This is a genomic window from Nibrella viscosa, assembly GCF_039541875.1.
Taxonomy (GTDB): Bacteria; Bacteroidota; Bacteroidia; order Cytophagales; family Spirosomataceae; genus Nibrella; species Nibrella viscosa.
In genome coordinates, this window is sequence record NZ_BAABHB010000002.1 from 181,515 (window position 1) to 202,161 (window position 20,647).

Annotated in this window: 13 protein-coding genes; 12 read left to right on the top strand and 1 reads right to left on the bottom strand. The window is 55.9% G+C overall.

The window, feature by feature from the left end; translation table 11 throughout:
- The first annotated feature begins 98 nt into the window (after positions 1–98).
- The 12 genes from ABD931_RS05415 (at position 99) to ABD931_RS05470 (ending at position 19,980) form a co-directional block, all read left to right on the top strand.
- Positions 99–3,092 (top strand): SusC/RagA family TonB-linked outer membrane protein, encoded by a 2,994-nt coding sequence (locus ABD931_RS05415; protein WP_345264732.1) that lies wholly within the window; start codon positions 99–101, stop codon positions 3,090–3,092.
- A gap of 39 nt (positions 3,093–3,131) precedes the next feature.
- Positions 3,132–4,505 (top strand): RagB/SusD family nutrient uptake outer membrane protein, encoded by a 1,374-nt coding sequence (locus ABD931_RS05420; protein WP_345264734.1) that lies wholly within the window; start codon positions 3,132–3,134, stop codon positions 4,503–4,505.
- A 176-nt stretch (positions 4,506–4,681) separates the two neighbouring features.
- Complete coding sequence (locus tag ABD931_RS05425; RefSeq protein ID WP_345264736.1) at positions 4,682–7,660, top strand: SusC/RagA family TonB-linked outer membrane protein; 2,979 nt, start codon at positions 4,682–4,684, stop codon at positions 7,658–7,660.
- A 20-nt stretch (positions 7,661–7,680) separates the two neighbouring features.
- Positions 7,681–9,102, top strand: a complete 1,422-nt coding sequence (locus tag ABD931_RS05430) for a RagB/SusD family nutrient uptake outer membrane protein (RefSeq protein ID WP_345264738.1) — start codon at positions 7,681–7,683, stop codon at positions 9,100–9,102.
- A 212-nt stretch (positions 9,103–9,314) separates the two neighbouring features.
- The gene (locus ABD931_RS05435) at positions 9,315–12,353 is read left to right on the top strand and encodes a SusC/RagA family TonB-linked outer membrane protein (RefSeq protein WP_345264740.1); all 3,039 of its coding nucleotides are present in this window, start codon (positions 9,315–9,317) and stop codon (positions 12,351–12,353) included.
- Between the two features lie 9 nt (positions 12,354–12,362).
- A complete protein-coding gene (locus ABD931_RS05440; protein WP_345264742.1) occupies positions 12,363–13,709 on the top strand; it encodes a RagB/SusD family nutrient uptake outer membrane protein in 1,347 nt (448 codons plus the stop codon).
- A 32-nt stretch (positions 13,710–13,741) separates the two neighbouring features.
- Positions 13,742–14,581, top strand: coding sequence for a Calx-beta domain-containing protein (locus ABD931_RS05445; protein ID WP_345264744.1), 840 nt, complete (start codon positions 13,742–13,744; stop codon positions 14,579–14,581).
- Between the two features lie 24 nt (positions 14,582–14,605).
- On the top strand, positions 14,606–15,118 hold the full coding sequence (locus tag ABD931_RS05450; RefSeq protein WP_345264746.1) for a hypothetical protein: 513 nt from the start codon (positions 14,606–14,608) through the stop codon (positions 15,116–15,118).
- Positions 15,119–15,188: 70 nt separating this feature from the next.
- A complete protein-coding gene (locus ABD931_RS05455; protein ID WP_345264748.1) occupies positions 15,189–17,588 on the top strand; it encodes a M43 family zinc metalloprotease in 2,400 nt (799 codons plus the stop codon).
- A 145-nt stretch (positions 17,589–17,733) separates the two neighbouring features.
- Positions 17,734–18,990, top strand: coding sequence for an OmpA family protein (locus ABD931_RS05460; RefSeq protein ID WP_345264750.1), 1,257 nt, complete (start codon positions 17,734–17,736; stop codon positions 18,988–18,990).
- 66 nt (positions 18,991–19,056) lie between these two features.
- Complete coding sequence (locus tag ABD931_RS05465; protein ID WP_345264752.1) at positions 19,057–19,266, top strand: hypervirulence associated TUDOR domain-containing protein; 210 nt, start codon at positions 19,057–19,059, stop codon at positions 19,264–19,266.
- Positions 19,267–19,317: 51 nt separating this feature from the next.
- Entirely contained in the window at positions 19,318–19,980 is a 663-nt protein-coding gene (locus tag ABD931_RS05470) for an endonuclease III domain-containing protein (protein ID WP_345264754.1), read from the top strand.
- Positions 19,981–19,988: 8 nt separating this feature from the next.
- Here ABD931_RS05470 and ABD931_RS05475 read toward each other — a convergent pair.
- The coding region (locus ABD931_RS05475) for a PA14 domain-containing protein (protein ID WP_345264756.1) at positions 19,989–20,647 on the bottom strand (659 nt) is incomplete at its 5' end.

A 20,647-nucleotide genomic window follows, 5' to 3' on the forward strand; every position in this document is an offset into this window, starting at 1 on the left:
TTTGGGCAATGATGCCTTAGAAAATTAGCATTATTGAGGAAACTACTTTCTTTTTATTTTGTACATTGCGGATTAAAAACCAATTAAAACACCATTTTATGAGGAAAACTTTATTACTCTTCGTGAGCCTTTTAGTGGTCCTAATCCAGTCGGCCATGGCTCAGGATCGCCGGGTAACGGGTAAAATCACCAGTGCCGAAGATGGTACGGTTGTACCGGGCGTAAACATTCAATTGAAAGGTACCAGCCGGGGTACCCAGTCTGATGCCAGTGGTAATTATGCCATCAGTGTGCCGGCGTCGGGTGGAACCCTCGTATTCAGTTTCATCGGTTCCATAACGCAGGAGATTTCCATTGGGAACCGGAGTACCATTGACGTGCAACTGGGCAGCGAAACGCGCTCGCTGAGTGAAGTGGTGGTGGTAGGCTATGGTACGCAGCAGCGCCGGGATCTGACCGGCTCTCAACTGACCGTGAAGGGCGATGAAATTGCCCGTCTGCCGGTGCAGACCTTCGAGACGGCACTGCAGGGCCGCACACCGGGCGTGCAGATTACTCAGGGGAGCGGTAAGCTGGGCTCGGCCCTGCAAATCCGGGTGCGCGGGGCGGCTTCTATCTCGGCCGGTAACGAGCCGCTGTACGTGCTGGACGGTATTCCCATCACCTCCCAGGATCTGAATACGACTAATAACGATCGCTACAGCCCGCTGGCCGATATTGACCCCAATGACATCGAAAGCATCGAAATCCTGAAAGATGCCTCGGCCTCCGCCATCTACGGGTCGCGGGCCTCAAACGGGGTGGTGTTGATTACCACCAAGCGTGGCCGGGTTGGCCGTACCAATGTGCAGGTTGGCTACTATACCGGTATCAGTACACCTACCCGCCTGCGGCAGTTTCTGAACGCAGCTCAGTATAAAGAACTTTTCAGCGAAGCCGCTACCAATATGAAGTACAATCCGGCCGAGGAGTTTGAAGGTGCCGGCCTGGATATTAACTCAACGTATGATTCTGATTGGGCCGGTCAGGCGTTCCGGACCGGGTCGATCAACCAGGCTAACTTTGGTATCAACGGTGGGAACGAGAAAACCCGCTTCAGCCTGACCGGTGCCCTCAACAATCAGGTGGGTATTATCATCGGTAACGATTTTAAGCGGAACAACGTCCGGCTTAACCTGGATCATTCCGTCAACAGCCGGTTTACGGTGGGTGCCAATCTGGCTCTGGCCCGGACCATCAACCGCAAGACACCGGGCGACAACGCGTTCTCGAACCCGGTGCAGTTGAACGCGCTGCCACCAATTCAGCCGATATACGACCCGAACAACCCGGCGCAGTACAACCGGCAGACCCTGTACTACAATAACCTGATCGAGATCGCTAATGCGTCGAACGTGGCCAATACGTACCGGACCTTCGGCAATCTCTTTGGCTCGTATCAGTTGGTGCCGGGGCTGACCTTCCGCACCGAATACGGCTTTGACTTTCTGAACCTGCAGGAAGAAATCTACCGCGGCCGGATTACCGAAGATGGTGCCCCCACCGGCTACGGCTATCAGGCGCAGACCCGCTCACTGAACTGGACCACCAACAATACGCTGTCGTACCTGAAATCCTTCGGTGAGCATAACATTGATTTGCTGGGCGGCATCACCTACCAGGAGCAGGATGTGCAGACGGTATCCAGCGAGGGCCGCGGTTTTCCGAATGACCGTTTTCAGAAGCTGGCCAGTGCCGCCCGGATTCTGAGCGGGAGCTCCAACCAGACGGGTTTCAGCATTCTGTCGTATGTTGCCCGCGCCAACTACAAATTCCGCGACCGGTATCTGCTGGGCATATCGGGTCGGGTCGACGGCTCGTCGCGCTTCGGGGCCAACAACCGTTACGGGTTCTTCCCGTCGATATCGGCCGGCTGGATTCTGAACGAAGAAGCCTTTATCCGGAACAACGTACCTTCGATCAGTCTGCTGAAGCTGCGGGCGAGTTACGGCGTAACGGGTAACTCCGAGATCGGCAACTTTGCCTCGCGGGGTCTATATGTGGCCATTCCGTACGCCGATCAGGCCGGTATCCGTCCGTCGCAGATCGCCAATCCGGATCTGCGGTGGGAAAAAAGTACCCAGCTTGATGTCGGCCTGGAGTTTGGTTTCCTTAATAACCGCTTCAACGGTCAGGTGGACTTTTACAACAAGGTCACCAACGATTTGCTGCTGAATGTGCCGCAGCCGGGTATCAATGGTTTCACCACCATTGCCCGCAACATCGGCAGCCTGCGCAACCGCGGTGTCGAATTCAGCCTCACGACCCAGAACCTGGTGCGGGAGTTCCGCTGGACCAGCAACTTCAACATTTCCTTCAACCGGAATCTGGTCACCAAACTGAACGTAGCGCCTATCCGGGTGAATTCCCGGTTCCTGAGCTACGTGACCGAAGGGCAGCCCCTGGGCGTATTTTACGGCAAAAAATACCTGGGTGCTGATCCGCAGAACGGCGACGCTCTCTACGAAGGTGCCGACGGCAAGCCGACCAACAACTACGCGGCCGCGCCGGAACTGTTTGTGGGTAACCCCAATCCGAAGTTTACCGGGGGCTTTACCAACAATTTCTCATACAAAGGTTTTGACCTGAACGTGCTGCTCCAGTTTGTGTACGGCAATGACATCTACAATGTAGCCGGCTTCTTCCAGTCGGTAAACGCCGATTATTTCGATAACCAGACCGTGGATCAGTTGCGTCGCTGGCAAAAGCCGGGCGATGTGACCGACGTACCGCAGGCCCGCCTGTACGAAGGTAACGGGGCCGGCGTATCGTCGCGCTGGGTGCAGGATGGTTCGTTTCTGCGGGTAAAAACGGCTTCGCTGGGCTATAATATTCCGAGCCGAGTAATCCGGAAAGCCTTTATCCAGTCGGCACGGGTATATGTGTCGGCGCTGAACCTGTTTACGTTTACGAAATACACCGGCTACGATCCGGAGGTAAACACCCAGTATGTCAACAGCGGCAACCAGCAGGCCAACATTGCCCTGGGGCACGATTTTTATACACCCCCCCAGTCGAAAACCATCACGTTTGGGGTCAACCTGGGTTTTTAGTAGCCAACGTCTGTTCTAATTTTCAGTTTAGTCTGACCCATGAAAAAAACATTCATAGCCATAAGTATCATGCTGGCCGTGGGGCTAACGGCCTGCAATAACCGTTTAGACCTGCAACCTCAGCAATCTATCGACGCCCAGACGGCCCTGGTAACAGCCCAGGACGTTGAAAGTGCCATAATTGGGGCGTATGGCGATTTGGGCAATGGAGCCCTGTATGGCACCAACCTGAACCTGCTGCCCGAACTGCTGGGAGCCGAAAATTACATCACCTGGCGGGGTACCTTTGCCGGCTACCGGCAAGTGGCGCAGCGGTCGATCCAGAATACCAATACGGAGGCCGAGCGGACCTGGCTCCGGGCGTATGCCGCCATCAACACGGTGAACAACGTGCTGGAGTCGCTGGATAAAGTGGCTAACGCTACCCTGAAAAAAACGCTGGAAGGCGAAGCCAAATTTATCCGGGGCATTCTGTATTTCGAACTGGTGCGGCTGTATGCTCTCCAGTGGGGGGCCACCGCCAACAATAGTCAGCCAGGGGTACCGCTGGTGCTGCGGGCTACGATCACCTCGGAGCAGGCGGCCCAAACGGCGGCCCGCAATACGGTGGCGCAGGTATACACTCAGGTAATCAATGACCTGACGCAGGCCAGCACGCTGCTGCCCAACGATAATGGCGCACGGGCCGATAAGTACTCGGCGCTGGCGTTTCTGGCCCGCGTGTACCTGCAGCAGAATGACTATGCCAAAGCCCTGACTGCTGCCAACCAGGTGATTCAGTCCGGTATGTTCCGGCTGAACCCGTCGGTAACCGCAGCTTTCCGGAACCGAAACACCGCCGAAAGTATCTTCGAGATCCAGCAGAACGATCAGAACAATGCCGGAACCTCCAACGACGGGCTGACCACCTTCTACGCCAGTCTGCCCGTCAATGGCGTAAACATTGGCCGGGGCGATGTGCAGGTAAACACGCCGTTTGTGAACCAGTACGACCCGGCCGATGCCCGCCGGACAGAACTGCTGTACATCGGCTACAAAGGTGTAAACCGGTACTATACCGGCAAGTGGGCCGATTTTGGGGCCAATATCCCGGTGATCCGCCTGGCCGAGATGCTGCTGATCCGGGCCGAAGCCAATTTGCGGCTGGGCAGTACGGTAGGGGCTACCCCGGCGGCCGACCTGAATGCCGTGCGTCAGCGGGCCGGCCTGGCTCCCATTGCCAGCCCGACGGTGGAGGACGTGCTGCGGGAGCGGCAGTTTGAACTGGCCTTTGAAGGGTTGCGAATTCACGATCTGCGCCGGACCCGCCAGAGCACCGGCACCTACGCCTGGAACGACCCCAAGCTGGTGCTGCCCATTCCGAAGCGGGAAGTAGATGCCAACAGCCTGCTGGTACAGAACCCAGGTTATTAATTCAGCTATAAAAACAAAAGGGGGTGAACAACAAAATGTTCGACCCCCTTTTTTTATGGTAAGTGTTGTAGAAAACGCTAAAATTTTAGAAGCCCATGTTTAAAAATAAACGTATATACATTAAATTATGGTTAAATCTATAGATTTGTGCTTTAAATCAAACTAACTATTTACCTATGAGGAGATTTGTACTTCTATTTATGGGCGTATTGGCAGTGCTGGTGCAGACTGCCCTGGCTCAGGACCGCCGGGTGACAGGCAGGGTCACCAGCAGCGAAGATGGGGGGGCTTTACCGGGCGTAAACATCCAGCTTAAAGGCACCAACCGCGGTACCCAAACGGATGCCAACGGTAATTACGCTATTAACCTGCCGGCCGCCGGCGGCACGCTGGTTTTTAGTTTTGTCGGACTAGCCCGGCAGGAGGTCGTTGTGGCAGGGCAATCCATCATCAACGTAGCCTTACGGTCAGATGCCTCTCAACTGAGTGAAGTGGTTGTAACAGGCTATGGCCAGAACAACCGTCGTGAGTTTGCGGGCTCCGTGGCCAGCATTCCGCCGGTCCGGATTAAAGATCAGCCCATTGCCTCGCTCGACCAGCTTCTGCAGGGTCAGGCTCCGGGTGTGCTGGTAATTGCCAATAGTGGCCAGCCAGGTTCGGCGGCTTCGATCCGGGTGCGGGGCTCGGGCTCGGTAAACGGCAGCAATACTCCGCTTTATATTGTGGATGGCATTCAGATTGAGGCTGCGGCTTTCCAGACGATCAACCCGCAGGATATCGAAACCATTTCGGTGCTGAAAGATGCCGAAGCAACGTCGATTTACGGGTCGCGCGGGGCCAATGGGGTAGTGGTTATCCAGACCCGGCGCGGAAAGGCCGGAAAAACCCGAATCAGCTACGATGGGCAGTATGGTCAGTCCTATTTTCCGCGAAGCCGCCTGGAGTTGATGAACAGCAACGAGAAAATCAATTATGAACTACGCCGGGGCGGTACCGACCTGGAACGACTTTCGGCTGCCGACATCACCCAGCTGCGATCCATTGATACCGACTGGCAGAAAGAGATTTTCCAGATTGGCCGCACCCAGCAGCATCAGTTAAGCGCTACTGGCGGAAACGAGAGCGTGCTGTTCTACCTATCGGGTAACCTTTTCTCGCAAACCGGCACGGTCAAAGGAACCGACCTCAACCGCTACACCGGCCGCATCAACCTGGAGTCGAACAGCGGGCCGTTGCGGTTTGGCCTGAACTCAACAGTAGGTTATTCGATACAGAATTTCCAGACCGAAGCCAATACGGGTATTGCCTCACCGCTGAACGCCATTCGCTGGGCCAACCCGTACGAGAAACCGTATAACGCCGACGGGTCATACACGCAATTGCGTTCGGGCCAGCCTAACCCGGTGCGGGAACTGAACGAAACCAGCCGCCAGTTTAACGAACTGAAAACCGTAGCCGCAGCTTTTGCCGAGTACGATCTGCCTTTCCTGAAGGGTTTATCGCTGCGCACCAACTGGGGTGTCGACTACAGCAACCAGGAGCAGACCATCTACAACAGCCGCTTTGGGCAGGCCGGTACAGCCTCGGCCGTTAAGGGCCGGCAGGGCCGTCTGGCGCGGGATTTCTACAAATCTACCCGCTTCACTGGTACCACCTCCCTCAATTACAGCAACACCTTCGGCGATCATTCGGTCCGTGTTGGCCTGTACAGCGAACTGGTCCGGCTTAAATACGGTACCTTCGGGTTTACCGGTTACGGCCTGAGTGGGATTCTGCAAAACGAAGCGGGTATCACCCAGAACAACGCCAACCAGATTCCCGATACGCGGGGCGATGGTATCAGCAACGCGCTGCTGTCTTATTTCACTACGGCTACGTATGGCTTTAAAAACCGGTACTTTATCAACCTGAACGCCCGGCGCGACGGTTCATCGCGGTTCGGTTCGGCCTACCGCTACGCCAACTTCGGTTCGGTCGGAGCCAGTTGGGTAATTACCGACGAGCCGTTTATGCGGGAGCTTACGACCGGTGTTCTGAACAGTCTGCGCCTGAAAGCCAGCTACGGCTCGGTGGGTAATCAGGAGGGGATCGGCAGCTTTGCCTCACTGGCCATTTTCCAGGCAAGGGGCGCACGTACCAGCCAGACCATTTCTTCCTACGACGGCAACTCGACGGTTATCCTGACGCAACTGGAAAACCCGGAGCTGCGCTGGGAGCAGAAAAATACCTTTAACGTGGGTGTCGAGTTCGGCCTGTTCAACCGGCGCATTACCGGTGGGGTTGAGGTGTATAATTCGATCACCAAAAACCTGTTCCTGAACGATCAGCTTTCACGCACCACAGGCTTTAACTCCATCAACCGCAACATCGGTGAACTCCAGAACCGGGGTATCGAAATAGGCCTGAACACCATTAACGTACAGACTGGCGACTTCAGCTGGGAGACTAACATCAACTTTACCCTGAATCGCAACAAGATTCTGAAGCTGACCCCCACCACGCCCGAACGCGGTAATATTGCGGGTAATACCATCAACCGCATTGGGTATCCCATCAACAGCAACTGGCTGGTGGAGTATGCCGGCGTTGATCCGCAGACCGGTGCGCAGCAGTTTCGCAAGCCCAGTGGAGAGATTACCACTACCTACGACCCGAACGACGCCCAGATCTTTGGTCCCCGCGAAGCGCCTTATTTTGGTGGCTTTACCAACACCCTGCGTTTTAAGGGTGTCGAATTGTCGGCCCTGTTTACCTACGCCTTCGGTAACTACATCTACAACAACGACCGGTCCAACGTAGAGATTCCTGATTATTACGCCGACAACGTGTCGCGGGCCTTGCTGCGTGAGTGGCAGAAACCCGGCGACATCACCGACATTCCGAACCCGAATCTGCCCCACCAGACAGCCATTACGCACTTTCTGGAGAAAGGCGACTTTATGCGCCTGCGTAACGTGACGCTGTCGTACAACCTGCCATCGGAACTGATGCGCCGGGCCAAAATGGCCTCGGCCCGGTTGTTCTTCCAGGGACAGAACGTGCTGACGTTTACCAACTTCCTGGGCTTCGATCCGGAAATTACGGGTGGTCAGTTGACCGGTGCCCAATATCCGGCCCTGCGGACATTCACGGTTGGTGTGGGCATCGGATTTTAATGTTAACCATCGAACGTATCATGAAAAAATTATATGCTTTACTGCTGGGCGGAGGATTGCTGGTAAGCTCTTCGTGCAGTGACTTTATCGATCTGACCCCCACTCACTCACTCAGCAGCACGACCGTATTCGGCAAGCTGGATGATTTTGAGCCGGTGCTGAACGGCACCTATGCCTCCATGCGTGACCTGTACGCCTACGGGCTTTTCCAGTCGGTCATGCCCGATATGATGGCTGACAATACGCTGGAAACCACCGAATCGCTGGTCAACTACAAGGCCGTTACCGACTGGACGTATGCCGCCGACCAGCTTCGGGTGGCGGAGGTCTGGCGGTTCTCCTACCTGATGATCAATGACGCGAACCTGATTCTGCAGAACATCACGCAGTTTGAATCGACGAACCCGCAACGGGCGAACCGGTTCAAGGGCCAGGCGCTGGCTATTCGCGGTCTGATGCATTTTAACCTGCTGCGGTATTACGCACCTAACTTCGACCGGAACTCCACCGCGCCTGGTATTCCCATCAAGACCACGCCGGTGATTGAACTGCCCGGCCGCGCTACGGTGAAAGAAGTGTATGACCAGATTTACAAAGACCTGGAAGCCGCGCTGCCGCTCCTGAACGATGTCGATGCCGCCATCAACACCAACACCCGGCGCAGCCGCATTGATGCCGCCACGGTGAACGCCATACTGGCGCGGGTGGCGCTCTACGCCAAAGAATACGACCGGGCTATCACCTTTGCCACAGCGGCCATTACGGCCCGTCCGCTGGCGAGCCGCGCCAGCTTCCCCGGTATCTGGACCGATGCCAATGCCGACGAGGTACTTTTCTCGATCCAGTTCAACCCCGGCGAGGGCGGGCCGGCGCTCGACGTCTGGTCGCCGGCCACTAACCGGGCTCAGTTTGATCCCTCGGCCGAACTACTGAGCCTGTACGATGCGGCTAAAGATGTACGCTACACTTCGTATTTCACCCCTGGTGCCAGTGTGCCGGGTTCGGTAAACCGGGCTACCCGCGTGGTATCGACCAAGTACCAGGGCAAGGGTACCGCCCGCGACGGTGCGGTAAACTTCAAGGCGTTCCGGACCGGCGAGATGTACCTGATCCGGGCGGAAGCCCGCGCCCTCAGCAACCGGGCCACCGAAGCCCTGGCCGATCTGAATACCCTTCGGGCTGCCCGAATTGCCGATTTTACGCCCCGTACCGAAACCGGTCAGGCGCTGCTGGATGCCATTGCTACCGAACGCCGGAAAGAACTCTGGCTGGAGGGTCATCGCTGGTTTGACCTCAAGCGGACCACGCGGGTGGTGCAGCGGGTAAGTTGCCGGGCTGGTGTCGTATGTAACCTGCCCGCCAGCAGTCCCAAATGGGCCTGGCCGATTCCGCAGAACGAGCGGCTGGCAAACCCCAACATTGCGCAGAATGAAGGCTATTGATTTAATATACCTGTAGAGACGCAAAATTTTGCGTCTCTACGGCGTATTACCCCAACGGGCACCTGAGGTAAAAAATCGGGTGCCCGTTGTATATGATTTGAGGTGGTTTTTTTCGTTTAATACGTACTAAACTAAGTTTATTTCGGAGAATGCGGTATTTTCCGATTTTAATAGCATTCTTTACCAGATTACCTACTACTTGAGAGGCTTGCATGAACAACTATTACCCAAGAATTCTACTTCTGGTTTTTCTGCTGATACTCCCCGGTCTGCTGTTGGCGCAGGGCCGACGCATTTCCGGCCGCGTTACGTCGGCGCAGGACAACAGCACCCTGCCGGGCGTAAACGTGGTCGTGCGCGGCTCAACGCAGGGGGTTAGCACCGATGCTAACGGAAACTACAGCATTACCGTGCCCGGCGACAATACCGTGCTGCTTTTTTCCTCTATCGGCCTGGTTACGCAGGAGGTGACCGTCGGCAACCGCAGTATCATTAATGTGCAGATGCAGGAGGCCGTCAATGAACTTGCCCAGGTAGTCGTCACCGGCTATAACACCACCCAGAAAAAAGATATCACCGGCTCCATTGCGTCTGTCAGCAGCGAGCGGTTCAAAGAAATTCCCGTGGCCAGCTTCGATCAGGCCCTGCAGGGGCAGGCGGCCGGCGTGCAGGTCACCCAGTCGTCCGGCACACCGGGCGGGGGTATTTCGGTTCGGGTGCGGGGGAGCACGTCTATTTCGGCCAGCAACCGACCGCTGTTTATCGTGGATGGGGTGCCGGTGGAGGATGGGGCTTTAACCTCCATCGGCTACGGCGGACAGAATGACAACGCCTTCTCGCTGCTCAACCCGAACGATATTGAGTCTATGCAGATCCTGAAAGATGCCTCGGCCAAAGCGATCTACGGCTCGCGGGCGGCCAACGGCGTAGTGCTGATTACCACCAAACGGGGTAAGCTCAACCAGCCTACCACCTTTACCGCCGAGGTACAGCGCGGCCTGACGGAGGTAGTTCGGCGCCCCGATCTGCTCAACTCCAGCGAACTGCTCGAACTACAGCGCGAAGCGGTGATCAATGCCGGTCAGAATCCGGATAAACTCGGCCTGATTAAAGGCGTAACGGATGGAGTCAACACCAACTGGCTGGACATGGTCCTGCGCCGGGGGGTGTATCAGCAATACCAGCTTTCGTCGACGGGCGGTAATGACCGCACCCGCTTTTACGTGAGCGGTAACTACCGCGATGAAGAAGGCGTTCAGCTCAACAGCCGGTTTACGCGCATGAGCGGTACGTTTTCGTTCGATACCAAAGCTACCCAGCGTCTTTCGTTTGGGACCAACATGACCGTCTCGCGGGGTAAAAACTACCGGGTGGCCAGTGATAACGCGCTTAACGGCGTTTACTCCGGAGCTATCAACAGCCTGCCCTACAACTCGCCCTACGATGAGTTCGGCCGCTTATACGTGCCCGGCAACCCTAACTACCAGGGTTTTCCGAACTTCAACCCGGTGGCCGAAGCCCTGATGCCGCGCCAGCAGACCATCTCGGTAAAAATGCTGGGTGGTATCTACGGCGAATACGAACTGATCGAAAATCTGCGGTTCCGGTCCAAGGCCAGCATCGACTACAATAGCATCATCGACGATAATTATTACCCAACCTCAACGGCAGTGGGTGGCTTCAGTGAATCGGTCGGCCGGCGGGGCTTAGGCGTCTTTACCTCCTCGTGGGCGGCTACGTTTATCAATACCAACACCTTAACGTACAATACCATTCTGGCGGGTAAACACCGGATCAACGCGCTGGCGGGAGTAGAGGTGATTCAGCGGACCGACCGGGGCGGCTTTTCACAGGGCCGGATTTTTCCCAGTGATGACTTTACCTATATCGGCTCGGCGGGGGTGGTCGATGCCGGTAACTCCTACCTGGCCAACAGCGGTTTGCTGTCGGGATTCACGGAGGTACGGTACGACTATAATGAGAAGTACCTGCTGACGACCACCGCCCGGTATGATGGTTCCTCGCGGTTTGGCCGGTCACGCCAGTTTGGTTTCTTCCCGTCGGCATCGGTAGCCTGGCGGCTTTCCAGCGAGAAGTTTATGGAGCGGTTCCGCTTCCTGACCGACCTGAAACTGCGGGCCAGCTTCGGCTATACCGGTAACGAGCGCATTGGTAACTTCCAGTTTCTGGGCCGCTGGGGCGCTACCACTTACAGCGGAGCATCCGGCTTAGGGCCCTCAGCGCTCGCCAACCCGAACCTTCAGTGGGAGCGCACCCGCGAAGCCAATATCGGGCTGGACCTGTCGGTCTTTAACGGCCGGCTGAGCCTCACGGCTGACGCTTACAGTAACCTGACCGACAACCTCCTGTTTGCTCAGCCTATTCCGCTCACGACTGGCTTCGGGGCCGTACAGGGGAACATTGGTAAAGTGGCCAACAGGGGAGTAGAGCTGACTATATCCTCCGTCAATATCGATAACGGAAAAGTGCGCTGGAATACCGACCTGAACATCTCACGTAATCTTAACAAAGTAGTTGAGCTGGCCAGTACCGAGCCGCTGTACCGGGGCTACCAGGCCGATGGGGCTTCGGCCACCAACATCATTGTGCCGGGTCAGCCGCTGGGTACGTTCTGGGGATTGAAGTTCCTCGGCGTTGATCCGGCAACAGGCAACGCTATTTACGACGATGTTAACGGCGACGGACGCATTACGCCGGATGATGCCCAGATTCTCGGCAATGCCCAACCCAAGCTGTATGGTGGCCTGACCAACAAAGTCAGCTACCGGGGCTTCGACCTGAGTGTGTTCTTCCAGTTCTCGTACGGCAACCGCGTGCTGAACTTTACCAAGACCAGCCTGGTCAATACCGGATCCTCTATATCATTCAACCAGGGACGGGAAGCGCTGAAACGCTGGCAGAAACCCGGCGATATTACCAGTGTGCCGCGTTACGAGTTCGAAAACACATACAACAACTTCCACAGCAGCCGTTTTATCGAAGACGGCTCGTACCTGCGGCTGAAAAACGTCAGCCTGGGTTACAACATCGCCAAACGGTGGGTAAACCGGATTAAGCTGACCAACGCCCGTGTATTTGTGGCCGGCACCAATATCTGGACGTTAACCCGCTATACGGGCCCGGACCCGGAGGTAAGTACACTGGATGGCTCTACCTCCGCTCAGGGTATTGATTTCTTCACGTTGCCCCAGGTCAAATATCTTCAGGGTGGGGTTACGGTAACTTTTTAAACGCTACGCATGAAACGGTATTCACTTTATATTCTGCTGATGCTTCTGTCGGTAACGGCCTGTAAAGAGGTGCTGGAACCGACCCCTTACGATATCCGGATTGATGAACTGGCGCTGAAGCGGGCCGACGATGTGCCCTCCGTGCGGATTGGCCTCTACAGTGCGTTCCGGGGCATAGCCGCGTCTCTCGTTATTGCCGGTGATTTTACGGCCGATATGATCCAGCACAACGGTACGTTTTCGGATTACCGCGAGCTGGGTACCAAGCAGATCACCTCGACCAACGGCGTAGTCGGAGGGCTGTGGGGCTCTATCTACCGTACCGCCTACGTGGCCAATTTTATTCTGGAGCGCCTGCCGCAGGTAACGGGTGTATCCGAAGCGAACCGCAAGCAGGTTACCGCCGAAGCTAAGTTTCTGCGGGCACTGGCCTACTTTTACGGTGCCTATACTTACGGCGATATTCCGCTGGTGACTACTACCGATCAGGCTGCTAACAGCAACATACCGCGTACGCCGAAGGCGCAGGTGCTGGCCGCCGTACTGGCCGATTACCAGGCCGCGCTGCCCGACCTGCCCGTCCGGCCATCGGGAGGAGTCGCTTATGTGTCGAAGCAAACCGTATATGCGGCCATGGCCCGGTATTATCTCTACCAGAAAAACTGGCAGCAGGCCGAAACCAACGCATCGCTGGTGATCAGCTCGGGTCAGTTTACGCTGCCCGCCGATTTTGAAACCGTGGTGCTGCGGAATTTCACCAGTGAATCTATTTTTGAAGTTGGGTATACCATCAACGACGATGCCGGTACGCTGACCAACCTGTTTGTGACCCGGCGCGAGGTAATTCCCTCCAACCAGGTAGTGGCGGCTTTGGTCTCGAACGAGGCCGGTACGCGGGTGGCAACCATAACGTTCAACGCCCAGCAGCAGCGGGGTAACGACAACGGCTGGACCGTTCGCAAGTACGGTACGGCGCTGGAAGATAACGCCAACCTGGTCATTTTCCGGCTGGCCGAGATGTACCTGATCCGGGCCGAAGCCCGCGCCCAGCTCGGCCGGCTTACCGGTGTAAACGGGGCTATTGCCGACATCAACGTGCTGCGCACCCGCGCCAAAGCGCCGACCATCACCACCGGCAGCCAGTCGGACATTCTGCTGGCTATTGAGCGGGAGCGGGTATATGAGCTGGCGTTTGAAGGGCACCGCTGGTACGATCTGGTCCGTACGGGCCGGGCGCAGGCGGTTATGTCGGCGTTTTCGCCCAACTGGAACAACCGCTACGAACTCTGGCCTATTCCGCAGAGTGAAACGCAGCGCAATCCGGCCCTGCGGGGCGCTCAGAACCCGGGGTATTAATGGAATGATGACTGATTAATGATGAATGAAGAATGAGAGCAAATAGCCTATTGGTTGGGGTGTTTATTGTGGTGGCGGCAGTGGCGGGTTTGGCCGCCTGCGAACAACTGGATGTTGACCGGACCTTTGCCGGGCCGTACCACGTGCGGTTTACCGATACCACCCTGACCTACAAAGAAAGTTATAGCAAGCCGATTTCTATTCGGGTGCATAATGCCGGGCCGCAGTTGGACCAGCCTATTACGGTTAATTACACAGTAAGCGGTACCGCCCGCGAAGGCCGGGACTACTCCATTGTGGGCACAAAGGGCACGGTGGTAATACCCGCGAAGCAGAGTTTTGGCGAGATTCAGGTGCGGCTTATCAACAATGCCAATAACATTCTGGAGTCGCAAAATGTGGTCTTTACCCTGACGGGCGTTCAGCCCAGTACCTTACAGGTCGGTTTCGGGCAGGAAAAAAAGATCGGGAAGCAACTGACCCTGACCATTCAGGACGATTGTCTGCTGAGCGGCTTCTACACCGGTGTAAACCGGATTCAGAACCAGACGATTTCCGTTCCGGATGTGCAGATTACCAGCATCGACTGCCGGTCTTACCGATTGTCGAACTGGAACCTGGGCCTGCTTTACTATAATGCTTTCAAACCGACGCTTACCTTTATCGACAACGGCGATAATTCCCTGACAATTCCGGCGCAGGCGAATGAGTACCTTGGCTCAAGAGATACCATTCGGGGCAATGGCTCCTGGAACCCCCGCGACCGGCAGATTACCCTTAACTTACAGTTGAGACTACGGCGCACGATAGCGGGTACACAACGGGATACCGTTGTTGTCTTTAATCAGGCGCAGACGTACATTCCCCAATAGGCCGTTTTAAATGAAAGCAGTTATATGAAATCTTTGATACTAAACCTGGCAGTCCTGATCACCCTGACGGGGCTGCTTTCCGGATGCTCGGAGCGTATTGAGCCGAAGCCCGTAACATACAGCCAGCTGCTGACCGGAACCGAGAAAAAGGCCTGGCGGCTGGTGTCTTACCAGGAAATAGACGAAGGGCAGGCCTACCCGGTTGTCGGCGTTCAGCAGTATGTTACGCAGGTGCTGGGCGCTAATCTCTGCCTGGCTGATCTACAATATGTGTTTTATGCTAACGAGGAGCACCGGTACGAGGTGTTGCAGGGTGCGAATAAATGTAACGCCCAACTGCCGGATGTGCTGATTACCGATACCTGGGCGCTGGTCAATTCCAATGCTACGCTGGAGTTTTTTTTCCCGCTCGTTACCGATCAGGCTTATCCGTTTGTTATCAAGAACCTGACGGATCGGGTGCTGACTATCGAACTGTATTACCAGGATATAAACGTGAGCGAGCGCTACACCTTTAATGCCGTAACGACAAAATAAACCGGCTGCTTCTGATTAGCGGCCTTTTATGTCGGCTTACCGCAATCTGCTCCCTCAGTTCAACAGCACTATGGTACAACGATTACTTTTCTTCCTGCTTGTTTTTACCTTTTCGTCCGGCTTGCGGGCGCAGACACACACGCACAACCATACCGATGAGCAGTGTGCCACTATGCAGATGGATAGCCTGCTGCGGGCACGGTATCCTCAGCTTGGACCGCTGAACGACTTTGAACAGGCGCTTCAGCGCAAGATCAAAGAAATTCAGGAGCGGCAGCGGTCGGGGCGAGTGCTGGCTGAGGTGATTACCATTCCGGTTGTCGTGCACGTTGTACACAACGGGGAGGCTGTCGGCACCGGCCGTAACATCAGCGACGCGCAGGTGCGGGCCCAGATCGAGACGCTGAACGAAGACTTTCGCCGGAAGCCCGGTACCCGGGGGTTCAACGACAATCCGGTGGGGGCCGATATCGAAATCGAGTTTTGTATGGCGGCTGTTGGTCCACAGGGCCAAACGCTGGCCGAGCGGGGTATTGACCGCGTAAGAGGGGCTCAGGCGAGCTGGACCCGTGACCAGATTGAGGGGCAGCTGAAGCCCTCTACGTTTTGGGACCCGGATAAGTATTTCAATATCTGGGTTGTTGATTTTGCGGCTTCCGACTCCCGGCTATTGGGTTACGCGCAGTTTCCGAGCCAGTCGAGCCTGCCCGGTATTCCCAACAGTGGCGGACCGGCCAGTACCGATGGGGTGGTGGTCCGGTATCAGTCTTTTGGTAATGCCGAAAAAGGTAATTTCCCGGTAATGCAGGCTCCTTACAACCTGGGCCGTACTCTTACGCACGAAGTAGGGCATTGGCTGGGGCTGCGTCATATCTGGGGCGATGCCAACTGTGGCGATGATTTTGTGGGGGATACGCCCCCTCAGGCGTCCGAAAGTCGAGGCTGTCCGGTGGGCCGAGTTAGTTGCGGAGCCGTCAATATGGTGCAGAACTACATGGACTATTCTGATGATGCCTGCTTCAACATCTTTACTATTGGACAAAAACAGCGGATGCGGGCGGTGATGGAGATTAGTCCCCGCCGGGCTACGCTGCTGACATCCAATGTTTGTGGTTCCCTCGTGGCGAGCCGCCCGATTCCAAATTTCCGGGCCGATACCCGCCGGGTACTGCTGGGTGGCACCGTACGTTTCAATGACCTATCGGGTAACTTCCCGACCGCCTGGGAGTGGACCTTTGAAGGAGGTACCCCATCCACCTCGAACGAACGAAACCCCATTGTAACATACAATCAGCCCGGTCGTTACCGGGTAAGGCTGGTCGTCCGCAACAGCGCCGGGCAGTCGGACCCACTCGTTCGTGAAGAGTACATCGAAGTGTTAAATATAGGTCTTTGTGGGGAGGTGAGTAATTTCAACGGGACACCTACGGTTCTCAGGCATCCTGTACCAACCGTTACGGGGTATGCATCGGGTCAGAACAGCCGGCGCATCCGGGCGGTATCGGAATTTTTTGAGAATCCGTTCGGCTACACCAACCTGAGCGGGGCCTCACTGCGGTTTGGGGTGGCCAAAGCGGCTACCGGAGCCGCTACCGAATCTACCGTGCTGGTCACGGTCTGGAATGCCCGTGGCTTCCAGAACGGACCGGGGGCCATTCTGGAGCAGAAGGAAGTGCCGCTGCGGACCATTCTGGATGATGTAGCTAATAACCGGCCTACATCAGTCACCTTCGACCGCAATGTTCCGCTGAGCCCGACCGTAACGGGTCTAGGATTTCACGTGGGCGTTGAGTTGAAATACGCTCAGGGCGATACGGTAGCGCTGGTCACCACCCGAAACGGAGAGTCGCTGTTTGCTACCTCCTGGTTCCAGAGCCAGAACGGAGACTGGGCTCGCTTTACAGACAGTCTGGGTCTGAATATTGCCCATAACATTTCGGCTCGTGTGGGGATGAAACCGTCGGTGCAGATATCGGCCTCCTCGCTGTTCGTCAACCCGGGCGAAGCCGTTACGCTCAGTGCCCGTGGGGCCGGCGTGTTTAACTGGGGGCCGGCTACTACGCTGAGTTCTACCCTGGGACCACAGGTAATTGCCCGGCCTACCGTAACGACGTCCTACACCGTAACCGGCACCGGTACTGATCTGTGCGAGTCGACAGCCACGGCGCGGGTCTTTGTCCGAGCCGGGCAGGTGACCTCAGTGCCACCGCCACAAGCTGAACAGGCCCTGACGCTTACGCCGAACCCCAGCCATGGCGAGGTAACGCTGTCGCTGCGCAACGCCCTGCGCGGCCCGCTGACGCTGACGGTCCGAACACTAACAGGAGTCGATCTGATCAGAGAAAATCACCAGAAAACGGCCGACGCCTTCGATCGCAAACTTGACCTGCGAACGTTGCCCGGCGGCATGTACCTGCTTGACGTTCAGGTGGGCGGCCAGGTCTTCCGGCAACGAATGGTGAAAAACTAAGGTTGGCAACTCCAGTTAATCAATAAGTAGGCTTTCTGGTTAAACTTTGCGCCTTACCGCTTATCTAAGAGGTTGATTGCCTGACTAGCGGCAAAATACCCGCCGATGGCAAGCGTTTATATAGGGCAAGTAAACACCAATGCTTATGAAAACCGCACTACGCTGGCTATGGATACTCGTTGTTTGTCCGCTCTGGGCCCAGGCGCAGGTACAGTACGTTACCGAACGGCCCAGAGTAGAAGAGGCAAACGACCCGGATGTGACTATTCGCCGGATTGAGCTGACCGACCGCTACACCGTTATTTACATGACGTTCTACCGGCGAAGTCAGCAGGCTCCGCCCTATCGCCGGCAGAGTCCAAACCGCTTGCCGTTTCCCTTCCCGCAGGAGAGTATTGAAACGACGACCATCAATTTTCAGCCTTCGTCGCGTCTCTACGCTAACCAGGGAGAGCGGTCGTTCCGGTTTATCCGGGCCGAGAACATTCCCGTTACCGAACGCCGGGGGGTCAGGCCCGGTGAGCAGGTCGATTTTGTGGTGTATTTTGAGCGACTCGAACCCGGTATTGAGATCTTTGACCTGTTTGAGTGCAACGACTCGCGGGGGAATATCTGCTTTAACTTCTACGGTGTTCACGTTAACAACCCATTGCGCCGGCAGCCGCAACCGCCGGCCCAGCGCCAGCCGCAACGCCCGGCTCCCCGTACCCCGGCTCCGGAGCCAGAACCTCGTGTTGAGCAGCCGCCGGTGACCGTAACGCCCACTACGCCCGAACCTGTGGCACCGGCTACCGTATCCATCCGGGGGGTAATCCGCGATGCCAAAACCCAAAAGCCGGTGCTGGCGACAGTTTCGTACCAACTGCTGACCAACGACCGGCCACTGAGCGATACCGTCCGGAACGACTGGCAGAACGGGAGCTACCGCATTGCCGCCCGGCCTATTTCCATTTACGCCGTTTCGGTGACCGCGAAGGGGTACCTGGGCCTGAGCGATACGCTGACGACTACCCGGACGGATCTGGTGCGGGATCTGGAGCTGACACCGATTGAAGAAGGGACCAAGGTAACGCTCCGGAACATTTATTTCGATGTGTCCAAGTATGATCTCCGTTCTGAATCGTTTCCTGAACTGGATCAGTTGGTGAGCCTCATGCGCGACAATCCAACCATGAAGATCAGGCTGGAAGGACATACTGATATCGTCGGCGACTTCGATGCCAACCTTGAACTGTCGCGCAACCGCGTAAAGGAGGTGAAAAGTTATCTGGTCTCCAAAGGCATTGATGCCGGCCGAATTGATACGATTGGGTATGGGGCCTCACGGCCGATCAACAAAAACGCTACCGTAAAAGAGCGGCAGGAGAACCGTCGGGTAGAGATGGTGATTACGCAGAAGTAAGCGCTCCGGCTTCCAAACAATCAAAACGAACACGCCGTTATCAGCCTGTACATCAACGTTACAGCTATGATAAAGAAAGGAGATCAGGTACGCTGGAAATGGGGTGCCGGACACGCAGAAGGTAAGGTAGTAGAAGTTCATCACGAAGAAGTGGAACGAACCATCGATGGCAAGCAGATCAAACGCAACGGCTCTGGCGATAATCCGGCGGTTTTGATTGAGCAGGACGACAAGCAGCGCGTGCTGAAGTTAGCCAGTGAACTGGAAACGAAGTAAGCAGAGATTAATGTTTTAAACCCGACGGCAACCCGTCGGGTTTTGTTTGGTATGAAACCAGACGTTGATCTGAAAGAGGTCCTCAGCCGCATAGAAGCGGCTATAAAGCCGTATCCCAAAGCCGCCATGTTCGAGCTGTATGAGCGCGGTTATACCTCGCTGTTCGAGCAGTTGATCGCCTGTATTATCTCTATCCGCACCCTCGACGAAACCACCATTCCGGTCAGTCTGCGCCTGTTTGCCGTAGTCCGTACTCCTAAAGACCTGCTGACGCTGAACGCAGTACAGCTAACCGAACTACTGCACGGCTGCACCTATCCCGATCAGAAAGCGTACACCATGCTTGGTATTGCACAACGGGTAACAGAGGAGTTTGGCGGTATATTACCAACAACATATGAGCAATTGACCAGTTTCAAAGGCATAGGGCCGAAGTGTGCCAATCTGGCGCTGGGCGTAGCTACTGGTCAGGCTGCTATCAGCGTCGATATTCACGTTCACCGTGTCGTTAATCGCTGGGGCTATGTACGGACCCGCCAGCCTGAACAAACCCTGAAGGTGCTGGAGCAGCAGGTCTCGCAGCCGCTCTGGATTGATATAAACCGGCTGCTAATGCCCTTTGGCAAGCACATCTGCACCGGCACGTTACCTCGCTGTTCTACCTGCCCTGTATTGGCCTGGTGCGAACAGCGAGGTGTGACCAAACACCGCTAGTATTTACATCACTGCTTTATGAATTTCAGTACGCCGATCGGGGTGTCCTTATCCTGTTTGACCAGGATAAAATTAACTCCTCCCTGCAGCGCCTTAATATCCACATTCATACTGGCCTTAGTACCCGAGAACTGAACCCCGTACGATGGCAGGTCTGTGATACGTCCAGAACTTGACATCCCTGAAAAATGGAGTGTGTTGGGATCATACACGTTTGGAATGTCAATAGTAACGTAATCCTGTGCCGGGTTTGGATATAAGTTCCAGTCAAGTACATTGACCAGTTCCATGGACGTGAAGCTGGGTAATGAAACATTGAGTTCTGCCGGATAGAGTCGCTCCTTAGGTACCGTTACAACCGTGCTGGTGCCGGGCACCAGCCACATCAGCAGGGCCTGCGCCCCGGCATCGTACTCGAAGTACTCCATCGTCAGGCTGTACTTCTGGCCCGCTACCAGCTGGATGCTGCCTTCCTTAAGCGTGGGTGACTGCAGGGCCCAGTTGTCGATCAGCAGCTGATTGTTGATCCACAGGCGGGTACCATCATCATTGTTGGTGCGGAAGATGTAGGTGCCCGTCACAGGAGCCTCGATCTGCCCGCTCCAGCGGACCGAGAAGTGGTCGATGTTGACCACACCGGGCTGTGGAGAGCCCCATCCCCAGAAGA

Coding starts and splice junctions, on each gene's coding strand:
- ABD931_RS05415 (WP_345264732.1), top strand. CDS start 99: ATGAGGAAAACTTTATTACTCTTCGTGAGCCTTTTAGTGGTCCTAATC.
- ABD931_RS05420 (WP_345264734.1), top strand. CDS start 3,132: ATGAAAAAAACATTCATAGCCATAAGTATCATGCTGGCCGTGGGGCTA.
- ABD931_RS05425 (WP_345264736.1), top strand. CDS start 4,682: ATGAGGAGATTTGTACTTCTATTTATGGGCGTATTGGCAGTGCTGGTG.
- ABD931_RS05430 (WP_345264738.1), top strand. CDS start 7,681: ATGAAAAAATTATATGCTTTACTGCTGGGCGGAGGATTGCTGGTAAGC.
- ABD931_RS05435 (WP_345264740.1), top strand. CDS start 9,315: ATGAACAACTATTACCCAAGAATTCTACTTCTGGTTTTTCTGCTGATA.
- ABD931_RS05440 (WP_345264742.1), top strand. CDS start 12,363: ATGAAACGGTATTCACTTTATATTCTGCTGATGCTTCTGTCGGTAACG.
- ABD931_RS05445 (WP_345264744.1), top strand. CDS start 13,742: ATGAGAGCAAATAGCCTATTGGTTGGGGTGTTTATTGTGGTGGCGGCA.
- ABD931_RS05450 (WP_345264746.1), top strand. CDS start 14,606: ATGAAATCTTTGATACTAAACCTGGCAGTCCTGATCACCCTGACGGGG.
- ABD931_RS05455 (WP_345264748.1), top strand. CDS start 15,189: ATGGTACAACGATTACTTTTCTTCCTGCTTGTTTTTACCTTTTCGTCC.
- ABD931_RS05460 (WP_345264750.1), top strand. CDS start 17,734: ATGAAAACCGCACTACGCTGGCTATGGATACTCGTTGTTTGTCCGCTC.
- ABD931_RS05465 (WP_345264752.1), top strand. CDS start 19,057: ATGATAAAGAAAGGAGATCAGGTACGCTGGAAATGGGGTGCCGGACAC.
- ABD931_RS05470 (WP_345264754.1), top strand. CDS start 19,318: ATGAAACCAGACGTTGATCTGAAAGAGGTCCTCAGCCGCATAGAAGCG.